Annotated in this window: 23 protein-coding genes and 2 riboswitches; of the genes, 6 read left to right on the top strand and 17 right to left on the bottom strand. The window is 69.7% G+C overall.

The genetic code is table 11. The features are described 5' to 3' along the window. Positions 1-15 precede the first annotated feature (15 nt). From cobA to cbiE, 5 genes are read right to left on the bottom strand one after another with little or no spacing between them, the layout of a single operon-like run. Positions 16-735, bottom strand: coding sequence for a uroporphyrinogen-III C-methyltransferase (gene cobA, locus BHD06_RS20505; protein ID WP_080458831.1), 720 nt, complete (start codon positions 733-735; stop codon positions 16-18). Then, positions 732-2,042, bottom strand: a complete 1,311-nt coding sequence (locus BHD06_RS20500; RefSeq protein WP_080458830.1) for a cobyrinate a,c-diamide synthase — start codon at positions 2,040-2,042, stop codon at positions 732-734. The genes cobA and BHD06_RS20500 overlap by 4 nt, the downstream gene beginning before the upstream one ends. Then, positions 2,035-2,835: a precorrin-4 C(11)-methyltransferase gene (cobM, locus tag BHD06_RS20495; RefSeq protein ID WP_080458829.1), complete on the bottom strand. Its 801-nt coding sequence runs from the start codon at positions 2,833-2,835 to the stop codon at positions 2,035-2,037. The genes BHD06_RS20500 and cobM overlap by 8 nt, the downstream gene beginning before the upstream one ends. Then, complete coding sequence (locus tag BHD06_RS20490; protein WP_080458828.1) at positions 2,832-3,212, bottom strand: cobalamin biosynthesis protein; 381 nt, start codon at positions 3,210-3,212, stop codon at positions 2,832-2,834. The genes cobM and BHD06_RS20490 overlap by 4 nt, the downstream gene beginning before the upstream one ends. After that, positions 3,209-4,405 (bottom strand): precorrin-6y C5,15-methyltransferase (decarboxylating) subunit CbiE, encoded by a 1,197-nt coding sequence (gene cbiE, locus BHD06_RS20485; RefSeq protein WP_080458827.1) that lies wholly within the window; start codon positions 4,403-4,405, stop codon positions 3,209-3,211. The genes BHD06_RS20490 and cbiE overlap by 4 nt, the downstream gene beginning before the upstream one ends. Here cbiE and BHD06_RS20480 point away from each other — a divergent pair. After that, positions 4,404-5,156: a cobalt-precorrin-6A reductase gene (locus tag BHD06_RS20480; RefSeq protein WP_080458826.1), complete on the top strand. Its 753-nt coding sequence runs from the start codon at positions 4,404-4,406 to the stop codon at positions 5,154-5,156. The genes cbiE and BHD06_RS20480 overlap by 2 nt on opposite strands. On the opposite strand, the gene cobJ is transcribed toward BHD06_RS20480, so the two are convergent. From cobJ to BHD06_RS20445, 7 genes are read right to left on the bottom strand one after another with little or no spacing between them, the layout of a single operon-like run. Continuing rightward, positions 5,129-5,881 (bottom strand): precorrin-3B C(17)-methyltransferase, encoded by a 753-nt coding sequence (gene cobJ / locus BHD06_RS20475; RefSeq protein ID WP_080458825.1) that lies wholly within the window; start codon positions 5,879-5,881, stop codon positions 5,129-5,131. The genes BHD06_RS20480 and cobJ overlap by 28 nt on opposite strands. After that, the gene (locus BHD06_RS20470; RefSeq protein WP_080458824.1) at positions 5,878-6,645 is read right to left on the bottom strand and encodes a precorrin-2 C(20)-methyltransferase; all 768 of its coding nucleotides are present in this window, start codon (positions 6,643-6,645) and stop codon (positions 5,878-5,880) included. The genes cobJ and BHD06_RS20470 overlap by 4 nt, the downstream gene beginning before the upstream one ends. Continuing rightward, the gene (locus tag BHD06_RS20465; protein ID WP_080458823.1) at positions 6,642-7,271 is read right to left on the bottom strand and encodes a precorrin-8X methylmutase; all 630 of its coding nucleotides are present in this window, start codon (positions 7,269-7,271) and stop codon (positions 6,642-6,644) included. The genes BHD06_RS20470 and BHD06_RS20465 overlap by 4 nt, the downstream gene beginning before the upstream one ends. Beyond that, positions 7,272-8,435 (bottom strand): hypothetical protein, encoded by a 1,164-nt coding sequence (locus BHD06_RS20460; protein WP_080458822.1) that lies wholly within the window; start codon positions 8,433-8,435, stop codon positions 7,272-7,274. Beyond that, positions 8,432-11,689 (bottom strand): cobaltochelatase subunit CobN, encoded by a 3,258-nt coding sequence (cobN, locus tag BHD06_RS20455; RefSeq protein ID WP_080458821.1) that lies wholly within the window; start codon positions 11,687-11,689, stop codon positions 8,432-8,434. The genes BHD06_RS20460 and cobN overlap by 4 nt, the downstream gene beginning before the upstream one ends. A 4-nt stretch (positions 11,690-11,693) precedes the next feature. Beyond that, complete coding sequence (cobW, locus tag BHD06_RS20450; protein ID WP_080458820.1) at positions 11,694-12,743, bottom strand: cobalamin biosynthesis protein CobW; 1,050 nt, start codon at positions 12,741-12,743, stop codon at positions 11,694-11,696. Positions 12,744-12,746: 3 nt separating this feature from the next. Then, a complete protein-coding gene (locus BHD06_RS20445; RefSeq protein WP_080458819.1) occupies positions 12,747-13,148 on the bottom strand; it encodes a DUF1636 domain-containing protein in 402 nt (133 codons plus the stop codon). Between the two features lie 97 nt (positions 13,149-13,245). Beyond that, positions 13,246-13,465: riboswitch (cobalamin riboswitch) on the bottom strand. A gap of 36 nt (positions 13,466-13,501) precedes the next feature. Between BHD06_RS20445 and cobO the strand changes: the two genes are divergently transcribed. Both cobO and BHD06_RS20435 read left to right on the top strand, forming a co-directional pair. Next, positions 13,502-14,113 (top strand): cob(I)yrinic acid a,c-diamide adenosyltransferase, encoded by a 612-nt coding sequence (gene cobO / locus BHD06_RS20440; RefSeq protein ID WP_080458818.1) that lies wholly within the window; start codon positions 13,502-13,504, stop codon positions 14,111-14,113. Beyond that, entirely contained in the window at positions 14,114-15,556 is a 1,443-nt protein-coding gene (locus tag BHD06_RS20435) for a cobyric acid synthase (RefSeq protein WP_080458817.1), read from the top strand. On the opposite strand, the gene cobD is transcribed toward BHD06_RS20435, so the two are convergent. The 3 genes from cobD to BHD06_RS20420 are packed head-to-tail and all read right to left on the bottom strand — an operon-like array spanning position 15,539 to position 18,182. Beyond that, a complete protein-coding gene (cobD, locus tag BHD06_RS20430) occupies positions 15,539-16,531 on the bottom strand; it encodes a threonine-phosphate decarboxylase CobD (RefSeq protein WP_254892525.1) in 993 nt (330 codons plus the stop codon). The genes BHD06_RS20435 and cobD overlap by 18 nt on opposite strands. A gap of 5 nt (positions 16,532-16,536) precedes the next feature. Beyond that, positions 16,537-17,475: an adenosylcobinamide-phosphate synthase CbiB gene (gene cbiB / locus BHD06_RS20425; RefSeq protein ID WP_080458815.1), complete on the bottom strand. Its 939-nt coding sequence runs from the start codon at positions 17,473-17,475 to the stop codon at positions 16,537-16,539. Continuing rightward, positions 17,472-18,182, bottom strand: a complete 711-nt coding sequence (locus BHD06_RS20420; protein WP_303245700.1) for a hypothetical protein — start codon at positions 18,180-18,182, stop codon at positions 17,472-17,474. The genes cbiB and BHD06_RS20420 overlap by 4 nt, the downstream gene beginning before the upstream one ends. Positions 18,183-18,371: 189 nt before the next feature. Here BHD06_RS20420 and cobU point away from each other — a divergent pair, with 189 nt between their 5' ends. From cobU to cobS, 3 genes are read left to right on the top strand one after another with little or no spacing between them, the layout of a single operon-like run. Beyond that, on the top strand, positions 18,372-18,920 hold the full coding sequence (gene cobU / locus BHD06_RS20415) for a bifunctional adenosylcobinamide kinase/adenosylcobinamide-phosphate guanylyltransferase (protein ID WP_307718139.1): 549 nt from the start codon (positions 18,372-18,374) through the stop codon (positions 18,918-18,920). Further along, a complete protein-coding gene (cobT, locus tag BHD06_RS20410) occupies positions 18,904-19,920 on the top strand; it encodes a nicotinate-nucleotide--dimethylbenzimidazole phosphoribosyltransferase (protein WP_080458812.1) in 1,017 nt (338 codons plus the stop codon). The genes cobU and cobT overlap by 17 nt, the downstream gene beginning before the upstream one ends. Continuing rightward, complete coding sequence (cobS, locus tag BHD06_RS20405) at positions 19,917-20,633, top strand: adenosylcobinamide-GDP ribazoletransferase (RefSeq protein WP_080458811.1); 717 nt, start codon at positions 19,917-19,919, stop codon at positions 20,631-20,633. Before cobT ends, cobS begins: the two co-directional genes overlap by 4 nt. A gap of 7 nt (positions 20,634-20,640) precedes the next feature. On the opposite strand, the gene bluB is transcribed toward cobS, so the two are convergent. Then, the gene (gene bluB / locus BHD06_RS20400) at positions 20,641-21,330 is read right to left on the bottom strand and encodes a 5,6-dimethylbenzimidazole synthase (protein WP_080458810.1); all 690 of its coding nucleotides are present in this window, start codon (positions 21,328-21,330) and stop codon (positions 20,641-20,643) included. 44 nt (positions 21,331-21,374) lie between these two features. Further along, positions 21,375-21,560: riboswitch (cobalamin riboswitch) on the bottom strand. A 12-nt stretch (positions 21,561-21,572) separates the two neighbouring features. Next, complete coding sequence (locus tag BHD06_RS20395) at positions 21,573-22,238, bottom strand: GntR family transcriptional regulator (protein ID WP_080458809.1); 666 nt, start codon at positions 22,236-22,238, stop codon at positions 21,573-21,575. Positions 22,239-22,415 lie beyond the last annotated feature (177 nt).

The raw sequence follows: 22,415 nt of genomic DNA, 5'->3' as shown, positions 1-22,415 counted from the left end.
CAGAGCCGGGTCGTGTCACTCCTCTACCAAAGGTCCGAACAGGATGAGCCCGGCCTTGTCGCCGGGCTCGGACGTAAGCCGCTCGGCCAAGCTCGCGACGGTATGGCGCGAGATCGCCTGGTCGGGGCGGCTGACGGATTCCGCCAGCAACGCGGGCGTCTCGGGGGGCAGCCCCTCGGCGATCAGGCGCGCGGCGAGGCCGGGAAAGGTGCGCTTGCCCATGAAGATCGCCGTGGTCGCCGTCGGATCGGCGAGGGCCACGATATTGGCATCCTCGGGCAGCGCGCCGGTCACGTCGTGGCCGGTGGCGAACTGCACCCGCCGCGCGGTCAGCCGCCGGGTCAGCGGGATGCCCGCCGCCGCCGCCGCCGCGCAGGCCGAGGGCACGCCGGGGATGATCTCGTATTCGATCCCGGCCTCCCGGAGCGCGGTCAGCTCTTCCTCGAGCCGCCCGAAAATGCCGCCGTCGCCGGATTTCAGCCGCACCACGCGCTGCCCGACTTTGGCATAATCCACCAGCAGGCGGCTGACGTGATCCTGCCGGGGCGAGGGCCGACCGGCACGCTTTCCGACGCCGACAAGGTCCGCCCCTTCACGCGCGTGCTTAAGGATCGGCCCGGCCGAGAGGTCGTCGTAGAGAACCGCATCGGCGCGACCCAGACGGTCCACGGCCTTGAGCGTCAGCAGCTCGGGATCGCCGGGGCCGGAGCTGACGAAACTGACGAAACCGCTCATGACGGGGTCTCCTGCGAGATAAGGTGAAAGAAGGTGCCGGTGACATTGCCGCGCACCGAGCCTGTCTCGGGCACGGGCGCGCCGTCGGCGTCGCTGACGCGTGCCAGCGGCGAGTCGGGCTGTTCGAGAATGGTCGAGTAGTGGAACTCGTGCCCGCGCAGCGCCGCGCCGGGGGCGCTTCCGGGCATCGGCGCGTTCAGCACCGCGCGGCGGTAGCCGAGGTGGAACTTGCGCTTTTCGTAGCTGGTCACGAGGCCGAGCAGCCCGACCATCTCTTGCCGCGTGCCCTCCTTGTCGATCAGCCCGGCGCCAAGCGCCATGTAGCCGCCGCACTCGCCATGAACGGGGCGGGTCTGCGCAAAGCTCCGCAGGCCGTCGCGGAAAGTCCGAGCCGCAGCAAGCTGCCCGGCATGCAATTCGGGATAGCCGCCGGGCAGCCACGCAAGGTCGGCCTCCGGGTCTGGGGCTTCATCGGCCAGCGGCGAGAAGGGCAGGATCTCGGCCCCGGCCGCATGCCAGCCTTCCAGCAGGTGCGGATAGGTAAAGGAGAACGCGGCGTCGCGGGCAATTGCGATGCGCTGCGCCGGGGGGCGGGGCAGGGCGCTTGGGGCCGGCAGCGCATGGCCGCGCGCCGCCGCCCGGATCGCGCCAATGTCCACGTGTTCGCGCAGAAAGGCGGCATAGCCCGCGATGGCCTTGTCGAGGTCGGGATGCTCCACCGCCTGGATCAGACCCAGATGCCGCTCGGGCAGCGCGAGGTCTCCACGCCTCGGCAGCACGCCCAGCACCGGCAGCCCGGCGCGTTCCATCCCGGCACGGGTCAGACGCTCGTGCCGGGGCGAGGCGCAGCGGTTGAGGATCACGCCCGCAAAGGGCAGCTCGGGCATGTATTGCCGGAACCCCAGCGCGGTGGCGGCGGCGCTCTGCGCCTGGCCGCTGACGTCGATCACCAGCACCACTGGCCAACCCATCGAGACCGCCGTCTCGGCGCTGCTGCCGAAGCCGCGCAGGCCTTTGGTGGCAACTCCGTCATAGAGCCCCATCGACCCCTCGGCGACGCAGATATCCGCCCCTGCCGCCTGCGCCGCGATGGCCTGCCACAGCCCGTCGCCCATCGCCCAGCCGTCGAGGTTGAAGCTGTGCCGCCCCGCCGCCGCAAGGTGAAAGGCCGGGTCGATGTAGTCGGGGCCGGACTTGAAGGGCTGCACCTTGAGGCCGTCCTCGGCCAGCGCCCTCAGCAGCCCAAGCATCACCGTGGTCTTGCCGGTCCCCGAGGCGGGGGCCGAGATCATCAGCCCGTCAGCCATCCTGCGGCTCCGGCACCCAGCCCTGCCAGGGGCTGCCCGCGCTTTGGGGGCGATAGCGCCGGTCATAATCCGCCGCATAGAGGCAGCTTTCGGCAAACCCCTCGCCACCAAGCGCGGGGCCGACGAGGATCAGCGCGGTGCGGGTGATGCCGTCATCGAGACGGCTTTCGATGTCCGCCAGCGTGCCGCGAATGATGCGCTCGTCCGGCCAGCTGGCGCGAAAGACCACGGCAACGGGGCAATCCGCGCCATAAGCGGGCGCGAGGTCACGCACCACGGCGGCGATGTTCTGGATCGACAGGTGGATCGCCAGCGTCGCGCCGGTGGCGGCGAAATTGGTCAGCGTCTCGCCCTCGGGCATGGACGAGGCCCGCCCCGGCGTGCGCGTCAGCACCAGCGATTGCGCGAGGCCGGGCAGCGTCAGCTCGGCCCCCAGGGCGGCGGCGGCGGCGGCAAAGGACGGAACGCCCGGCGTCACCGACACCGGGATTCCTTCCGCCTTCAGGCGACGCATCTGCTCGCCCATGGCGGACCAGACCGAAAGATCGCCCGAATGCAGCCGCGCCACGTCCTGACCCGCGTCATGGGCCGTGCGGATCTCGTCGATGATCTCGCCGAGGCTCAGCGGCGCGGTGTTGATGATGCGCGCACCGGGCGGGCAATGGGCAAGGATCGCCTCGGGCACCAGCGATCCGGCATAGAGGCAGACCGGACACGAGGCGATGATGTCGCGGCCGCGCAGGGTCAGCAGGTCGGGCGCGCCGGGACCGGCGCCGATGAAGTGAACGGTCATGTGTCCTGTCCTTGGTGATCTTGCATGGCGAGCGCGCAGCTCGCCATGCGGTCGGATGAAAAGACGCGCGGCCCCAGAAGCCGCGCACCGGGCCCTGCGGCAGCCAGGGCGGCGGCCTCTGCCACCGAGCCGGTGCCGCGTTCGGCCAGCACGCGGGCCGAACATGTGGCGGTGGTCTGCGCGCAAAGCGCCTCGGGCGGGATCGCCCGGGCGGGCAGGGTCTCGGCGCGGGCAAAGGTTGCAAAGGTCGCGGTCGCGGCCTTGTCCTGCGCAGTCGCCAGCTGCGTCACGCGGCGCCCCTGGCAGGCCTGGGCAAGCGCGTCGCGCAGGCTTTCGGGCCGGGCCTGGGCGCGGAATCCGAACCCCGCGACGATCATGTGACCGCGCTCCATTGCAGGATCGGAAAGGCAGTCTGCCAGCCCCGCTTGCGCCCCAGCGGGCGAGTCTCGGCCAGCTGCACCCGCAGCAGATCGCCGCCATGCGCCGCCTGGGCCGAGATCAGCAGGCTTTCGGTTTCCAGCGTCACCGCGTTTGCGACGATGCGGGTTCCGCGTGGCAGCCGCGAGGTCAGCCATTTCAGCAGGGCCGCATCCAGCCCGCCGCCGACAAAGACCGCCTGCGGAGGCTCCAGCTCTTCGAGCGCCCAGGGGGCCGAGCCGGGCACCACGCGCAGCCGCTCGACCCCGAGCCGCGCGGCGTTGGCGGTGATGCGCGCGGCGCGGTCGGGGCGGGGCTCGATCGCCGTGGCCGTCAGCGAGGCATCGGACAGCAGCCATTCGATGGCGATGGACCCCGAGCCGCCGCCGATGTCCCACAGATGCTCGAAGGGCCGGGGCGCCAGCGCCGAGAGGGTCAGCGCCCGCACCGGGCGCTTGGTGATCTGGCCGCCACTGTCGAACCAGTCATCCGCCCGGCCCGAGGCCAGCGGCAGCACCCGGCCCTTGCCGGCCACCTCGACGCCGACACAGACCGGCGCCTCGTGCGATCTGGCGCCAGCATCGGCACGCTGGCGGGTCAGACGTTCGGACGGTCCGCCGAGGCGTTCCATGATGTGCAGTTCAGACGCTCCGAACCCTTCCTGCGCGAGGTAGCCCGCAAGCTGCGCCACCGCCGCGCCGTCGCGCAGCAGCACCAGCATCCTGCGCCCCGGCGCCAGAACCGGGCGCATCCGAGCCAGCGGCGCGGCGTGCAGCCCAAGGCAGACGGTGTCCTCAAGCGGCCAGCCCAGCCGGGCGGCGGCCAGCGCGAAACAGGACCGCCCGGGAAGAGCGCGCCAGTCCTCGGGCGACAGCCTGCGTGCCAGCACCGCGCCCGCGCCGAACCAGAACGGATCGCCCGAAGCCAGCGCGACAACCCGCCGGCCGCGCAGGCCAAGCAGCTGCTCCACACCGTCGGCAAAGGGCACCGGCCAGGCCAGGCGTTCGCCTGCGCCCTTGGGCAGCAGCGCAAGATGGCGGGGCGGTCCCATGACCACCTCTGCCGCATCCAGCGCGCTTCGGCTTGCAGAGCACAGCCCGTCCGGGCCATCCTCTCCGACACCGACGATGGTCAGCCACGGAGCCTCAGACATGACATGCAACCTTCTCGTGCTTGGCGGCACCACCGAAGGCACGGGCCTTGGCCGCGCCCTTGCCGAGGCAGGGCTGAACGGCACGATCTCGATGGCCGGGCGCGTGGCCAATCCCGCCGCGCAGGCGCTGCCCCTGCGCATCGGCGGTTTCGGCGGGGTTGAGGGGCTTGCGCACTACCTGGCCGAGGCGCGCATCACCCACGTCATCGACGCCACCCACCCCTTTGCCGCGCAGATGAGCGCCAACGCCGTGGCTGCCTGCGCACGGGCGGAGGTGCCGCTGATCGCGCTCACCCGCGCGCCGTGGCAGGCGGAGGAGGGCGACCGCTGGATCCATGTTCCGGACATTGCCGGGGCGGTGCAGGCGCTTACGGGCCCGCACCAGCGCGTGATGCTCGCTGTGGGCCGCATGCACCTTGCGGATTTCGCGTACCAGCCGCAGCATCACTACCTGCTCCGGCTCGTCGATCCGCCCGAGGCGCGGCCGCTGCCCGATTGCACCGTCGTGGTGGACCGCGGCCCCTTTGCCCTCGACGGCGACATCGCGCTCATGCAGCAGCACGGCATCGAGCTTGTCGTCTCGAAGAATTCCGGCGGCGCGGGGGCCTATGCCAAGATCGAGGCGGCGCGCCGTCTTGGCCTGCCGGTCCTGATGATCGACCGGCCGCAGGTGCCGCCCCGGCAAGAGACACACGAGATCGCGCAGGTGATGGAGTGGTTGGCTCATGCGGGCACCGACCTCGGGGTGTAGACGATGGGCGGTCCGCTGCGCTCGATGATCCGCGTGGCGGAGTTGCCGACGATCACCATTGTCCGCATGTCCGCCATCTCGGGCGTGCACTGCGGAAGCGGCACCACGCGGATCTGTTCCTCGGGGGTTGAGACGGCACGGGCAAAGATCACCGGGCGTGCGTCGCCGCAAGCCTCCTTGAGAACCTCGAGCGTGCGGGCAAACCCCTCGGGGCGGGACTTCGAGCGCGGGTTGTAGAAGGCCATGGCGAAATCCGCCTGCGCAGCAAGCTTCAGCCGACGTTCGATCAGCGCCCAGGGCTTGAGGTTGTCCGAAAGGTTGATGGTGCAGAAATCATGCCCGAGCGGAGCGCCGGCCCGCGCCGCCGCCGCCAGCATCGCGGTGATGCCGGGCAGCACGCGGATGTCGAGGTCCCGCCAGGCGGTCGGTCCCGCCTCCACCGCCTCGAACACTGCCGAGGCCATGGCAAAGACACCGGGATCTCCCGACGAGACGACCACGACGCGCCGCCTCTGGGTTGCCAGCTCCAGCGCATGGCGCGAGCGGTCCAGCTCGAACCGGTTGTGGGACGGGTGCAGCGTCAGGCCGGGGCGGGGCGCAACGCGGGCGACATAGGGGATGTAGCCGATGACGTCGGTGGCCTCGGCTAGCGCGGCGGTGACCTCGGGGGTGACGAGCGCCTCGGCCCCGGGCCCGAGCCCCGCGATGGTGATGCTGCCGCTCATGGCCTGCGCCCCTGTCCGTGCACGATGACGATGGAGAAATAGGGGGTCACGCGGCCTTCGGCCTCGGCGAGGCGCTGCACCGTCTGGTTCGGCATGGCGGCGTATTCCACCAGCCAGGCGTCCTCGTAGCGGCCCGCGAGGCGCAGGGCGCGGCGCACCTTGTCGATGTTGCGCCCGATCTTCATGACCACCAGCGCATCGGCGTTGCGCATCTGCTCGGCCAGCACCTCTTCCGAGAGCGTGCCCATCAGCGTGCTGAGAATGTCGTCGCCCCAGGTGATCGGCGCGCCGGTCGCCGCCCAGGCCGCGGACATGCCGGTGATCGCGGGCACGATCTCGAGCGGGACCAGCCCGGTCAGCCGGGTGTAGAGATGCATGAACGAGCCGTAGAAGAAAGGATCGCCCTCGGCGAGCACCAGCACGTCGTGACCGGCGTCCGACAGCGCCTTGAGCCGAGCGGTGCACTCTGCATAGAACTCTGACAGGATCTCGTTGTAGCGCGGATCGTCCAGCGGGATCTCGGTGGTGACCGGGTATTCCATGGCGATCTCGACGACCCCCTCGGGAAGCATCCCCTCGACGATGCTGCGCGCCTGACCCGCGCGGCCCGCCTTGCGGAAATAGGCGACATGGCGCGCGCTGCGCAGCAGCCGGTCCGCCCGGACCGACATCAGCTCGGGATCGCCGGGGCCGAGCCCTACGCCGCGGATGGTGCCACGGATGGGGTTCGCCTGGGTACGGGCCAGGTCCTCCTGCACGCTCATTCCGCCCGGCTCGCGATGGCGTTGATCGCCGCGACGGTGATCGCGCTGCCGCCCAGGCGGCCCTCGACGATGCAGCAGGGCACCGGTTGGTCGGCCCAGAGTGCATCCTTGCTTTCCATGGCGCCGACAAAGCCGACAGGGCAGCCGATGATGGCCGCGGGGCGCGGGCAGGCGGGATCCTCGAGCATGTTCAGCAGGTGGAACAGCGCGGTCGGCGCGTTGCCGATGGCCACGAGCGCGCCGCCCAGATGCGGCCGCCAGAGTTCGAGCGCCGCCGCCGAGCGGGTGTTGCCCATTTCCTGCGCCAGCGCGGGCACGGAGGGATCGTGCAGGGTGCAGATGACCTCGTTGTCCGCCGGCAGGCGCTTGCGCGTGACGCCTTCCGAGACCATGCGTGCATCGCAGAGGATGGGCGCGCCATTCGCCAGCGCGGCGCGGGCAACGCGGGCAAGGCCGTCCGAAAAGCGCACATGACGTTCCAGCCCGACCATGCCCGCGGCATGGATCATGCGGACGGCGATGGGCTCTTCATCCGCGTCAAAACGGCCAAGGTCGGCCTCGGCGCGTATGGTCGCGAAGCTCTCGGTGTAGATGGCAGCGCCATCCTTCTGGTAATCGTAGGGCATTCAGGCGCTCCGGATGGCGTCGGGAATTTGCGACGGGTCAAGGCCCGTCAGGCTCGGCGGGTCCCAAGGCGCTCCGCCCCGGACAAGATCGAAACGACCGTCCCGCCCCACCAGCGTGAGGTCAGCACGGCGCGGATGGGCACAGCCCTTGGCGCAGCCCGACACATGCAGGCTGCCCCCGGTATTGGAATTGGCATCGCCGGCGGCGCCGGTCCGACGCGCAAGCGTGCGGGCAAGGGACCGGGTCTCGACGCTGGCGGCAGGGCAGAAGGGGGCGCCGGGGCAGGCCGAGGCGCGCATCTCGGGCGCGCCCGGTGCCCCGACAAAGCCGGGGTGCAGCGCAGCCTCGGGCTGCGGGCAGAGAATGCGCAGCATCCGGCCCGGCAGGGGGCGCAGCGCCGTGGCACCGCATTGGGCGAAAAGGCCGCGCAGAGCCTCCGGCTCGAGCGCGCCGAAGGGCACGCCAAGCACCGCGCCCAGCTCAGGATCGATGCCCGGCTCCGGCCAGCCCTGCGCGCGCGGTGCGGCCCGCTGCCACATCTCGGGAAGCTCGGCCTTTGCGACATGGCGCGCCATGCGTCCGCTGTCGCGACCGCCGGTGCCGACGAACCAGTCCGCAAGCTCGATGATCGCTGGAACCACCTCGGCCTCGGTGACGGGCCGACCGAGGGCCACACCGTCGGCGCGCAGCAGCAGCGTGCCATCCCCGGCCAGTTCCAGCCGGAAGTCGCCGATCGCCTCGCCAAGCCAGGCCCGGGCGCCGGTGTCAATCACGTAGCCCATCTTTTCGGGCAGTTCGGGAAGCCGCGGCAGCGCTTCGAGCAACCTGGCGCAAAGATGGTCCGTGAGATCGCCCGCGGACCGGTCCGGGGCGACAAGCATGTTTCGCCGCGCCTCGAGCGATGGATCGAGGTCGAGCAGGCCCAGCCCTTCCAGCGCGGCAAGAAGCGCGACGTGATCCTCCTGCGCGATGCCCCGCAGTTGCAGGTTGGCGCGCGATGTCAGCTCGATCAGCCCGTTGCCGAACCGCTCGGCAAGATCGCACAGCCCAAGCATCTGCGCTCTGTCCAGCTCGCCGCGAAAGGGACGGACCCGGACAACGAGTCCGTCCCCTGACAGCATCGGGCGGTGGGCGCCCGGACACCATCCCTTGACCACGCTCATGCCATCACCCGCGCGTTGCGCCGCGACATCCAGAGCCCCGCGGCCTGCAGCGCCGCAAAGCGGTCCAGCATTGCCGCATGGGCGCCGGGGTTGCTCTCGCGCAGGAAGGCGTCGGTTTCGGGATCGCCAAGCGTCTCCTCATGGAAGAGATCAAAGAGCTTCGGAGCCACCGCTCCGGCCAGCTGCGCAAAGGCGGCCATATGCTCGAGTGTCGCCGCGATCTCGGCGGCACCCCGAAAGCCGTGGGCGCGCATCGAGGCGATCCACGCGGGGTTCGCAGCGCGGGAATGAACCGTGCGGGCGATTTCCTCGGGCAGGGCGCGGGCGCGGGGCCGTGCCGGATCGGTTGCATCTAGATGCCACAGCCGCGCCGCGCCGCCCGTCACCGCCTGCGCGGCGGCAAACCCGGCTTCGTGGGCGGCGTAATCGGCCGCCATCAACAGGTCGGTTTCGGGCAGGTCCTGAAGGTGCACAAAGGCATCCGCCGCCGCGACCTGCGCGCGCAGCGTCTCGGGGTCGTGGTGCGCGGTCTCGCCGTCGAGCGCCCAGGAAGAGGCGGCAAGCCAGGCCTGCCCGGCGACATGGCGGTCCTGTTCCGCAAGGTCGCCCATAGCCAGCCCGTAGCGCCCCGGCTCCGGCCCAAAGACCCGCGCGCCGGCATCGCGGCCAGCATAGGGGTTCCAGTCCGGCGCCTCGTCGCGCTGCGACAGCGCGCGCACCGCCTGCGAGAACAGTGCCGAAAGCGGTGCGAACACGTCGCGAAAAAGGCCCGACACCCGCAGCGTCACGTCGATGCGCGGACGGTCGAGCTCTGCCACGGGCAGGATCTCGAAGCCGCTCACCCGGCCCGAGCCGTCGTCCCAGCGCGGACGCACGCCAAGAAGGTGCAGCGCCATGGCGAATTCCTCGCCCGCCGTGCGCATCGTGGCCGAGCCCCAGAGATCGACCACCAGCCCGTGCGGCCAGTCACCTTCGTCCTGCAGGTGGCGGCGCACCAGTTCCTCGGCGAGCGCCACGCCCTGGGTGTAGGCGGCCCGGGTCGGAACCGCGCGGGGATCAGTGGTGAAGAGGTTGCGCCCGGTGGGCAGCACATCGCTGCGCCCGCGGTAGGGCGACCCCGACGGCCCCGCCGCGATCCGCCGCCCGTCCAGTGCGGCAAGCAGCGCATCGCGCTCCTGCGCGGCGCAGGCGCCGGTGCGGCCCCAGACATGCAGCCCCTCGGGAAAGCGGCTGTCCTTGATGTCGCAGACAAAGCGGTCGATGCGGGTGATCGCCTCGGCGCCGCAGACTTCGCCCAGCCCCAGATCGGCCCCGAGACCCCGCGCCTCCGCCTCGGCCCGGATGTCCTGCATGAGCTTGTCGCGGCGGCGCGGGTCGAGCCCGTCGGCGGTGGAGAACTCGTCAAGCAGCGCCTCCAGCGGGCCGAGCCTGTCGGGCGTTCCGGTCTCGCGCAGGGGTGGCGGCAGATGCCCGAGTGTCAACGCCCCGATGCGCCGCTTGGCCTGTGCCGCCTCGCCGGGATCGTTGACGATGAACGGGTAGAGCACCGGCAGCGCGCCGGTCAGTATCTCGGGCCAGCAGTCATCCGACAGGGCGACCGATTTGCCCGGCAGCCATTCCAGCGTGCCATGGGCGCCGATGTGGACCAGCGCGTCGGCCTCCTCGCGCAGCCAGAGGTACAGCGCGACATAGGCGTGGCAGGGCAGGCGCGAGAGGTCGTGGTACTCCTCCGCACGCTGCGCCGGGTTGCCGCGCTCCGGTTGCAGCAGCACCAGCGCCTTGCCAAGGCGCAGCCCGGTGAGGTGGAACGCGCCGTCGCGGCAGAGAGCATCCTCTTCGGGCGCCCCCCGGGCCTCGGCCAGGCTCTCGCGCAACTGCGGCGACAGCGCCTCCAGCGCGGCGCGGTAGCGCTCCAGCGGCAGGCGGATCTTCGCGGCCTGCAGCCCCGCCTCGAGCCCTCCGCAGGGCGGCACGTCATGGCCGGCATCGCACAGGTCCGACAGGATCGCCTCGGCGGAGGCGAGCGCGTCGAGCCCCACCGCATGCCCGATGTTCCAGTCCTTGCCGGGATAGGTCGAAAGCATGAGCGCCACCCGGCGCTCCGCGGGCGCCTGTCCCGCCAGCGCCATCCAGCCGCCGACCCGCGCCACCAGCGCGGCGATGCGCGCGGGCTCTGGGCAGTGGCGACTGCGCGCATGCTGCAGATCGGGGTCGCGCAGGCCCGCCTGCTTGAACGAGATCACCCCGCCCATCAGCCGCCCGTCGACCTCGGGCAGCACCACGTGCATCGCCAGGTCGGCAGGCGAAAGACCGCGCTCCGCCTCTGCCCAGGCCAGCCGCGACGAGGTCGCCATCACCGCCTGGAACACCGGCACACCCGCCGCGTCCAGCACCGGCGCGGACTCGCCCGAGGCCGCGGAAAAGGCGGTGAGATTGATGATCACGTCCGGTGCCGCATCGCGGATCGCCTCGGCCAGCGGCCCGGACTGCGCCGCACCCTTCAGCGACGGCGCGTAAAGACCCGTCACCTCGGCCCCCTCGGCGTGGAACGCCTCGAACAAGGCCTCTACCGGGGCCATGTCGGCGGCCACGAGATAGGAGCGGTAGAACACGACGAGCACCCGCCGCCCATTCATTTTTCCGCAAATACTCCGGGAAGCGCGAGGGGCAGCGCCTCTCGCCGCCGCAGGCGACATTGCACCCCCCTCGGGCGTCCACAGACCGACCGTCGGCAAGGCCTTCGAGCCGCGAACCGGCGCGGCATAAAGCCCCGAGGCCAGCGCCATCTGCGCCAGTGCCGCCTGCGCGGCCACCGCGCCGCCGGTGTCGCACAGCTCCGCCAGCCGGCGCAGGGTCGAGACCGGCAGGGTCGAGACCGCATCCAGCCGCGCATCCTCGCGCCCGTCGGCAGGCAGCACCGCCAGAGCGATGCCGCGCGCCTGGGCCAGCGCCTGCACCTGCCGCAGCCCGTAGTCCCAATAGGGCATCCCGCCGATCAGCCGCACGAGAATGCCTTTCGCTCCTGCCAGCGTCTGCTCGACATAGGTGTCGACCGACAGCGGGTGCCGCAGCGCCGAGAGGTTCGCCAGCCGCAGCGAGGGCAGGCCGCCGGCCGCCCGGTGCCAGCCTTCCGCAAAGGCCCCCAGATCGCTGTCCGAAAAGGACAGCACCACCAGATCCGCCGGATCCTGCGCGAGGTCGGTCGGAACCGCGCTGTCCTCGAGCCCGTGGCTTTCGCGGAAGAGGACGTGCATCGGCTCAGCCCGCCGTCACGGGGGCCAGCGCCGCGCGCAGCGCCGCGGCGTCGAGCCGGTCATGCTCGGCGATGACCACCAGCTGACCGTTGCGCGGCTCGTCCGCGCTCCACATGCGGTCGTACTGGTGACGCACCCGCGCGCCCACCGCCTGCACGAGCAGCCGCATCGGCTTGCCCGAAACGGCAGCATAGCCCTTGATCCGCAGGATGTCGTGCTCGCGCGCCAGACGTTCCAGCAGCGCGGCCAACCCCGCCGCGTCGGGCACCACGGGCAGCGGCAGCACGATGCTCTCGAATTCGTCGTGGTCATGCTCGGGGGCGCCGTCGTGGTGGCTGGGGCGCGCATCGAGGTCATTCTCCGCGGCGGCCTCGAGCCCGAGGATCACCCGCGCATCCACCACGCCCTCGGCGACCTCGACCACCGGCAGCGGGCGCGGCGCTTCGGCGGCGATGATCTCGCGCGCCCTGGCGATGCCATCGGGGCCGGCGAGATCGGGCTTGGTGAGCAGCACGATGTCGGCGCAACTCAGCTGGTCCTCGAAGACCTCGGACAGCGGTGTTTCATGATCGATGCTGTCATCGGCGGCGCGCTGCGCGTCCACCTTCGCCACGTCGGGGGCAAACCGGCCCGCCGCGACCGCCTCGGCATCGGCAAGGGCGATCACCCCGTCGACGGTGATCTTCGCGCGGATCTCGGGCCAGTCGAAGGCCTTCAGCAGCGGCTTCGGCAGCGCCAGGCCCGAGGTCTCAATCAGGATGTGATCGGGGCGCGGCTCGAGCTTCATCAGCGCCTCGATGGTCGGGATGAAATCATCGGCCACGGTGCAGCAGATGCAGCCGTTGGCCAGCTCGACGATGTTCTCGGCGGGGCAGTCGGGGATGGCGCAGCCGCGCAGGATCTCGCCGTCGACTCCGACATCACCGAATTCGTTCACCACCACGGCAAGCCGCCGTCCGCCCGGATTCTGCATCAGGTGGGAAATCAGCGTGGTCTTTCCAGAGCCGAGAAAGCCGGTGATCACGGTGACGGGAAGCTTGGACAGATCGCTCATGGATCAGGACTCCTTGGGGGATGCAGGGCGGATGGGAGGGATGCGCGCAAGGCAATTGCGCTTGAAGTGCTCGGGGCGCTCGCGCCAGGGGATCACCCCGTCGGGCGCGGCGTGATATTGCGCGGCGCCGGAAAGGATCATCCCGGCATGCTCGGTCTCGTCGACGTTGGAAAAGACATAGGTCCATTTCTCGTCGCCACCGCGCAGCGCGACAGTGCAGGATTGAGAGCAGTTCTGAAGGCATTCGACCGGCGTCACCCGCAGCCCCTCGGGCACGTCCTGCGCGAGGATCGCGTCAAAGAGCACCCGGCCCGGGCGGCGCTCGTCTTCGGGCGGCGCGCCCTTGCGGCGGCAGGTCACGCAGACCAGCAGCTCTGTCTCTTGCGCGTGCAAGCTGTCTTTCATTCTCGCGGCCCCATCGGCTTGGCGGGCAGGGGGCTCGGGCGGAACCGCGTCGGGGGCACGCCCGGACGCACTCCGACACCGGCACACCCCGTCCGATCGGTCTTCGTTTCGGGCTGGCAGGTCTCCCGGCTCACGGCGTTTCGGGCCATAGGCCCTGCGGGTCTCCACCTTCCCGGCACATGGCCAGTGGCGTCGGAAACCCTCTTCCGTTCACGGTCGCGGGGGCGGCTGTCTTGACACCGGGTCCGGCAAGGGCCCCGAAATCCAACATTCCCTTTTCACCTGTTTACACAGGCACCAGCGTAGGTTCACATGAAGCAAATTTCGTATACGAGTCAAGAGCGGAGATTGACATGAAAGACGAAGACGCCGCCCGCCACACGGAAAAGATGAAGAAGATCAAGGCCGCGCGCGATCGGATGATGGCTGGCAGGACCGAGGAAAAGGGCCTGATCCTGGTGCATACAGGGCCCGGAAAGGGCAAGTCCTCGTCCGGGTTCGGGATGATCCTGCGCTGTATCGCGCATGGCATGCCCTGCGCCGTCGTGCAGTTCATCAAGGGCAACTGGATCACCGGAGAGGCCGAAATGATTCGGAAACGCTTTGCCGAGGAATGCCGGTTCTTCGTGTCGGGCGAGGGCTTTACCTGGGAAACGCAGGACCGCGAGCGGGACATCGCCGCCGCACGTCGCGGCTGGGAGATCGCCAAGGAGCAGATCCTCGATCCCGAGATCCGTTTCGTGCTGCTCGACGAGATCAACATCGCGCTGCGCTATGACTATCTCGACATCGACGAGGTGGTCGATTTCCTTCTGACGCAGAAGCCGCAGATGACCCATGTCTGCCTCACCGGGCGCAATGCCAAGCCCGAGCTGATCGAGGCGGCGGATCTGGTGACCGAGATGACGCTCGTCAAGCATCCGTTCCGCGACGGGATCAAGGCGCAGCAGGGCGTGGAGTTCTGAATGCCCGCGCTGATGATCCAGGGCACCGGCTCGAACGTCGGCAAGTCGATGCTGGTGGCGGGGCTGTGCCGGGCGGCAAAGCTGCGCGGGCTACGCGTTGCGCCGTTCAAGCCGCAGAACATGTCGAACAATGCCGCCGTCTGCGAGGGCGGCGAGATCGGCCGTGCCCAGGCGCTTCAGGCGCTGGCCTGCGGGATCCCCGCGCATGTGGACATGAACCCGGTACTCCTGAAGCCCGAGACCGACATCGGCGCGCAGGTGGTGGTGCAGGGAAAGCGCCTGACCACGACCAAGGCGCTCGATTATGCTGGGCTGAAACCGGCGCTGCGCGCCTCGGTGCTGGACAGCTTCGAGCGGCTGCGGGGCGCGCATGACCTGGTGATCGTCGAAGGCGCGGGCAGCCCGGCCGAGATCAACCTGCGGCAGGCCGACATTGCCAACATGGGCTTTGTCGAGATGGCGGACGTGCCGGTCGTGCTCTGCGGCGACATCGACCGGGGCGGGGTGATCGCGCAGATCGTCGGCACGCAGGCGGTGCTTCCGCCCGAGGATCGGGCCCGCATCAAGGGGTTCCTCGTCAACAAGTTCCGCGGTGATGTCCGGCTCTTCGAAGACGGCTACCGGATGATCGGGAAACATACCGGTTGGCGCGGCTTCGGCATCGCGCCCTGGTTCCCCGAGGCTTGGCGGCTGCCCGCTGAGGATGCGCTCGACATCGGGCAGGCGCGGGGCACGAGCGGCATCCACATCGTCTGCCTTCAGCTCTCGCGCATCGCGAATTTCGACGATCTCGACCCGCTGACGCAGGAAGAGGGAATCCGGGTGACCATGCTGCCCCCGGGGCGTCCGATCCCGGCGGATGCGGATCTTGTTCTGATCCCCGGCTCGAAGTCCACCTGCGGCGATCTTGCCTTCCTGCGGACGCAGGGCTGGGACATCGACATCGCCGCGCATCACCGGCGCGGCGGGCGGGTCATGGGGATCTGCGGCGGCTATCAGATGCTGGGGCGGAAGGTCTGCGATCCGATGGGTATCGAGGGCGAGGCTGGCGAGACCCCAGGCCTCGGCCTGCTGGACATCGAGACGGTGATGAGCGCCGACAAGAGCCTGCGCGAGGTGCGCGCGCAGCATGTCGCGACGGGATGCGAGGTCGATGGCTACGAGATCCACATCGGCGTTTCGGACGGCCCCGACCGGGCGCGGCCCTTCGCGATGGTGGACGGTGTGCCCGAGGGCGCCCGCTCGGCGGATGGCCTCGTGACCGGCAGCTACCTGCACGGCATGTTCACGCAGGACGCCTTTCGCCGCGCCTTTCTGGAAGGGCTCGGCGCGCCGCCCTCCGAAGCGCGCTACGCATCCCGCGTCGAGCAGACCCTCGACGCGCTGGCCGCGCATCTCGAGGCGCATCTCGATGTGGACGGGCTGCTAGGGCTGGCGGGCTAGGGCGTCCTCGAGCTGCTGCCAGCGATCCGCAGGCGGCAGCCCAAGGCGCATCCAGCTGCCGGAATAGGGAAAGATGCGGCTCCAGACATGGTCGCGCGCGAGATGCTCCTGCGCGGCCTCGGCATCAGGCGTGACATAGGTGCGGAACAGCGTCGTGCCGCCCAGGAGCTTCCAGCCCGCCCGCGCCGCCAGCGCATCGAGCCGCGCCGCGCCCCTGGCAAGCCTGTCGCAGCAGGCGGCGTGCCAGCGGGTGTCGGTGAGCGCTGCCGATGCAATCTCGATCGCCGGGCCGCTGACGGGCCAGGGCCCTGCGCGCTGCGCCAGCCGTTCCGACAGTTCGCCATGGGCGAGAGCAAAGCCCAGCCGCAGCCCGGCGAGCCCGTAGAACTTCCCGAAGGACCGCAGCACGATGACATTCGCCAGCCCCGGCCCGAGGCGCGGCGCGATGGATTGCGCCGGGTCGGCATCGGCAAAGCTTTCGTCGACGATCAGCAGGCCCACCCGGGCGGCAAGCGCCTCGAGCGCCTCGGGCGTCGTTACCCGACCGTCGGGGTTGTTCGGCGTCACGACGACGGCAAGGTCGGCCCCCTCCGTCTCGGCGAGCGTGCGGGCCTCGGCCGCCTGCCACCCGGCGGCAGCCAGAGCCCCGGCGTGTTCGTTGTAGGTCGGCGACAGCACCGCGGCCCGGCCCGGCGCGCGCAGCACCGGGATTGCCTGGATCGCACCCTGCGCGCCGTTCATCGCCACGATGCCCGCCGGAGTCCGGTAGGCAATGCGGGCGGCCTCGATCAGCCGAGCCATGTCCTGCCTGCGTGGCAGCACCGCCCAGCAGTCCGGATCCAGTGGCGGCACCGGATAGGGGTCCGGGTTGATCCCGGTCGAGAGGTCGATCCAGTCGGCCTTTGTCCCGCCGAACCGCGTCATCGCCGCGTCGAGATTGCCGCCGTGATCACGGCCCGTCATGCGGTCTTTCATTTGGATCACCCCACGAGGAACGCGAGCGCCAGCGCAACCGCGCCGAGCCCCATGCCGCGCCGGAACAGCGCAAGCGCACGCCACAGGTCCGCGGCAGAGGGATCGGGCGCGCCTTCGTTGAGCCAGGGCTCGGGCGCGACATGGCTGCCATAGATGCGCGGCCCCGACAGGCGGATGCCAAGCGCCGCCGCCATCGCCGATTCCGGCCAGCCTGCATTGGGCGAGCGATGTCGCCCCGCGTCGCGCCACATCACCCGCAGCGCATGGCGCGTGCGCCTAGAGGTCAACGCAAAGAGCAGCCCTGTCAGGCGCGCGGGGAGCAGGTTCACCAGGTCGTCGAGCCGGGCAGCGACCTTGCCGAAGGCCTCATAACGATCATTGCGGTGCCCGATCATCGAATCCATCGTGTTGATCGCCTTGTAGAGCGTGATTCCCGGCAGCCCTGCGATCGCGCCCCAGAAGAGGGGCGCAACGATCCCGTCCGAGGCGTTCTCGGCAAGGCTCTCGGTCGCCGCGCGCGCGACGCCCCCCGCATCCAGCTGCTCGGGATCGCGCCCGACGATCATCGACACAGCCCTGCGCGCGCCGGGCAGGTCCTCGGCGGCAAGCGGACGCGCGATGGCCGCCACATGATCGTGCATCGACCGCAGCGCCACCAGCGGCCAGGCGAGCACCGCACCGATCAGCGCCCCGGCCAGCGTGTCCGGCATAAGCGCCTGCGCCGCCAGGGCCGGAAGCCCTGCAACACAGAGCACGGCACCGCAGCACAGCGCCCCCGCCGCGATCCGCCGCGCACGTGTCCCCGTGTTCAACCGTCGTTCCAGCGCAGAGATCACCCGCCCGAGCCAGGTCACCGGATGGCCGATGGCGCGGTAAAGCCATGCGGGCCAGTCAATGGCAGCATCCAGCGCCATTGCGCCCAACATCATCAGCGCAAAACTCATGCGCCCCCCGTCACAAAGCGCAGAACGTGGCGCAGGCCTGCGGCGGTCAACATCGCCTCGGCATGCGCGGGAACCGTCCCGGGAGCAAAGATCAGACCCCGCGCCGAGCCGGTATGCGCGCGCTGCCAGCCGAGCGCGCCGAGCTTGCGCGCCAGATCCGGCGTCGGATCACCGGCCGGACCGCGCCGCCGGGCGCACCGCCTTGCCGAGGCCGAGGCAAGCGCTGCCAGTCTTTCCAGGTCTGAGCGGGCCGCCGCCTCGGCCCATGCGTCGACAAGATCGCGGATGTCGTCGTAATCGCTGTCCTGCGCGTCGGTCCTCACTGCCGGGCCAGAGAACCCTCCCACGATCTCGCAGGCCGGCATCGCAGGCAAATGCCGCAGCACGCGCCCCTCGCGAGAGGCCCAGAGCAGGGTGTCGGGCTGGTCGAACATCAGCGGATCACTGGCGCCCTCGATGGCGAGGCAGGCGCGGGCAAGCGCCTCTGCCGTCCCTTCGAATCCCGCTGCACGGGCCAGCGCCACCAGCGTTGCCGTCGAGGCTCCGGCGCCAGCGCCCACCGGCAGCGCCCGTGCCGTCCCGGGAAAGTACGGAGCGATTCCAAGCAAGTCGGCAAAGCGGCGCAGCTCGGTCTGCGGGAACAGCGCCGGTGCATCGCCCGGCGTGGTGATGCGCAGCGCCGGGCACGGCACTGTCACCAGTGCCACCGGGCCATCCGGCCCGTATCGTCCCTGCAGCCATTCTCCGAAATGACCACTGACGGAAACCCGTGTTTCGAGCACCTTGCGCCGCGTCCTCTGCTGCTTGCGTCACCCTGAACCTACCGGTCGCGAGGGGCTCCTCGCAACGGTAATTCGTATTCCGTATACGAATTTTCTTTCCTTTTCCCTTCAGGAATGGTTTCCCTTTGGCCCATGGTCAGATCCGTTCTTATTACCGGCGGAGCGCGCTCCGGCAAATCGCAACTCGCCGAAACGCGGGCTCTGCGGTCCTGCGGCCGGGCGATCTATATCGCCACCGCTCATCCTATGCCCGAGGACACGGAGATGTCCGAGCGCATCGCGCAGCACCGGGCGCGACGCGGCGCCGCATGGCAGGACCTGCATGCGCCTCTGGATCTTTGCGCCGCGTTGCGGGCAAGTGACGAAGGTGTTCCGAGGCTGGTCGATTGCCTGACGCTCTGGCTCACGAACCTGATACTGGCCGAGGCCGACTGGCGCGCCGAAACCAACGCCCTGACCGCCGAGATCGCGCGCCAGCGGTCCGACGTGATCTTTGTCGGCAACGAGGTCGGACTGGGGATCGTGCCTGAAACCGCGCTTGGCCGGTCGTTCCGCGACGCCGCCGGCTGGGTAAACCAGGCCGTCGCCACGGCCTGTGACGAAGTCTGGCTCGCGGTCGCGGGCCAACCGATGAGAGTGAAACCGAATGACCATCCTTTCTGATCTGACCTCCCTGGACGATGTCGCCCGCCTGGGCGACCGTCTGCCGGCCGCCGACGATGCGGCCCGTGCCGCCGCCGCCGAACGGCAGGCGACCCTGACCAAGCCGCCGGGCGCGCTTGGGCGGCTCGAGGACCTCGCGCTGTTCATGGCCTCCTGGCAGCAGCGCGCGCGTCCCGAGATCGGCCAGGCGCAGGCGCTGGTCTTTGCCGGCAATCACGGGATCTGCGCCCAGGGGGTGAACCCTTTCCCGCAGGAGGTCACCGCGCAGATGGTGGCCAATTTCGAACATGGCGGCGCCGCGATCAACCAGCTTTGCCGGGTATCCGGGGCCGAGCTGTCGGTCGTCGCCTGCGACCTGGATTGCCCGACAGGGGACATCACCGAAACCGCCGCGATGACCGAAGCCGAGACCCTGGCCGAGCTGCGCCGGGGCGCCGCGGCAGTGTCACCCGAAGCGGACATCCTGCTGCTGGGCGAAATGGGCATCGGCAACTCGACCATTGCCGCAACGCTCGCCTGTGCGGCCTTCGGCGGCGCACCGGCGGACTGGATCGGGCGCGGCACCGGCTCGGATGACGCCGGGCTTGCCCGCAAGCGCGACGCGGTGGCGCGAGCCTGTGCCCTGCATGCGGACGCGCGGGGGCTGGGCCTGCTGTCGGCGCTTGGCGGGCGCGAACAGGCGGCGCTGTGCGGCGCGCTGATCGAGGCACGGGAACGGTGCATTCCGGTGTTGCTGGACGGGTTCATCTGCACCGCTGCCATGGCGCCGCTCTTTGCTGCCGACCCGCGTTTTCTCGACCATTGCCTCGTCGGCCATGTCAGCCGCGAGCCGGGCCACGCCCGCCTGCTCGCCGCGATGGGGCTGGAGCCGATCCTGGCACTGGACATGGCGCTTGGCGAAGGCTCGGGCGCGGCGGTGGCGCTTGGCGTTCTGCGCGCGGCGCTTGCCTGCCACAACGGGATGGCGACCTTTGCCGAAGCCGGGGTCGCCGGGGCATGAGACGCCTGCGCGAGATACAGCTCGCGCTGATGCTGCTCACGCGCCTTCCCGCGGGCCGTATTCCGGGCGAGGCGCCGGCACTGGCGACGGCCCGCTGGGCCTTTCCGCTGGTGGGGCTTTTCGCGGGTCTGATCGGCTGGACGGTGTTCTCGCTGGCGGGGGCCGGACCGGTGGCGGCGGTTCTGAGCATCGGCGCGCTGGCGCTGCTGACCGGAGCGATGCATTTCGACGGGCTGGCGGATTTCGCCGACGGCATGGGCGGCGGCAGGGACCGCAACCATGCGCTCGAGATCATGCGCGACAGCCGCCTCGGCAGCTACGGCGCGGTGGCGCTGGGACTGGTGACACTGCTCTGGGCCATGGCGCTGGCCGAGCTCGGACCCGGGGCGGGGCCGATGCAGTTTCTTGCCATAGGCGCGCTGAGCCGCGCGGCGATGGTGCTGTTGCAGGAAACCCTGCCGCCCGCCCGTGCCGACGGGCTGGGCCACAGCGCCGCGGGACGCACACGAGGCGGCATGGCGGCGGTCATCCTGACCGTGCTTGCCGTTTTGCTCTGCCCGAATCGCGTGCTTCTCCTTGGAAGCTGCTTACTGGTCGCGCTTGCCGTCGGCGCGGCGGCCAGGCGCAAGCTCGGCGGCCTCACCGGGGACGTGCTCGGTGCCACCCAGCTGCTGGCGGAAACTGCCTGCTGGGTGGCGCTCTCGCTGGTCTGAGGGTTCATCAGCCCTCCCAGCGCTCGTTCATGATCAGGCTGTCGAGCTCGAGCCGTTGCCGCCAGCCTCTTGCCGCCAGTTCCGGTCCGTCGAACAGCTCGGACACGTATCCGAGGCACAGGTAGGCGACGATCTCGACATGCTCCGGCAAGCGCAGGATGGCGCGCAGGTCTTCGGGCCGGAAGATGCTTACCCAACCCATGCCGATACCCTCGGCGCGCGCCGCAAGCCACATGTTCTGCACCGCGCAAACCGTCGAAAAGAGATCCATGTCGCGGTTGTGCGTGCGTCCCAGAACGACCTTGCCGCCCCGCGTGCGGTCGCAGGTCACGGCGATGTTGAGCGGCGCCTTGAGGATGCCCTCGAGCTTGAGCGCGCGGTACTCCGTCCGTCGCCCGGCCTCGAACATCTGCGCGGCCTCTTCATTGGCGGCGGCAAAGGCGTCGTGCACCCGCCGCCTCTGCTCGGCATCACGCAGCAGGATGAAATTCCACGGCTGCATGAACCCGACAGAGGGCGCGGCATGAGCTGCCTCTAGAACGCGGCGCAGCGCCTCGGGATCGATGTCGTCAGGCAGGAATTCGTTCCGAACGTCGCGACGCGCGGCGATGATGTCGTGAAGCGCCTTACGCTCGGTTTCGGAAAAGGCGCGCGCCGGGCTCGGCCCGGGCGTGGACAGCTTGGGTTCCTGATACATGGATGGCCTCCGCAAGATGACAAGGCCCCGCGATGTCCTGTCGCGGGGGTGCGATGTCACCAGGCCGGTCTTCTGGCTTGGGTTCCTCCCGACCGGACGCCTTCCCGGATGCGCATAGCACCCAGTGGCCTGTGTCCGTCCGGTCCCCCTTACAGCGGCGGGCCCGCGCCGGTCTTGCACCGGCTTCCCGATTCTCCCCTTGTCGGGGCACCTAGCCCGTCAACTATAAGGCCCGCGCCGCGTCAGGCAAGCGGCGGGTTTCCCGGCAGCGCCCGAAAAAACGAATCGCGCATGTGCGTGGACATGTGCCGCGCGGCCGCATCTGCATCGCCTCGGCAGATTGCCTCGAAGATTGCCTCGTGCTCGATCCAGATCCGGCCGGTCGCGCCGGGACGGCTCAACGCCTCGGACATCGCACGGTGCAGGTGCCGCCAGTTCAGACGCATCGCCTCGGCGATCAGGACATTGCCCGCAAGCGTGTAGAGCAGATCGTGAAACGCCATGTCCGCGCGCAGCGCAGCGGCGTGATCTTCACCATCTGTCAATGCCTTGCCCTGCGCGATGAGGCTGCGCCCCCGGGCCATCGCCGCCGGAGTGATCGCAGCGGCAGCCAGCTGCGCGCTGAGTGGTTCGATCACCGTGCGCAGCTCGTAGATCGACCGGAAGAGCAGCGGATCCAAAGCCGCAACCACCACGCCGCGCTTGCCGGTATCTTCGAGGAAATGCTGCGCCTTGAGCATAGCGATCGCGCGATTGACCGGTTGGCGCGAGACATTCAGCCGCGCTGCGATCTCGTCCTGATTGAGACGCGCTCCGACGGGCAACGCGCCGCTGCAGATCGCCTCGAGCAACGCGTCATACGTCCGATCTGCTATGGTCGTTCGTGAGAGAGTCTTTCTTCGAGCCATCCTGCGGGATCCTGTCTGTCGGCACGATCTTGTCCTCATCATGCATCAAAGCTTGACATTTTTCCAGCAATCGTATTCCGTATACGAAATTTCGACAGCGAGTCTTATAGGGAGGAAACCCATGTCGACACAGATACGCGTTCTGCTTGCGAAGGTTGGTCTGGATGGCCACGACCG

This window comes from Roseovarius sp. A-2, from assembly GCF_002072155.1.
Lineage (GTDB): Bacteria > Pseudomonadota > Alphaproteobacteria > Rhodobacterales > Rhodobacteraceae > Roseovarius.
The sequence above is the reverse complement of the archived record's forward strand: the minus strand, read 5'-3'. Positions and strand labels throughout refer to the sequence as shown.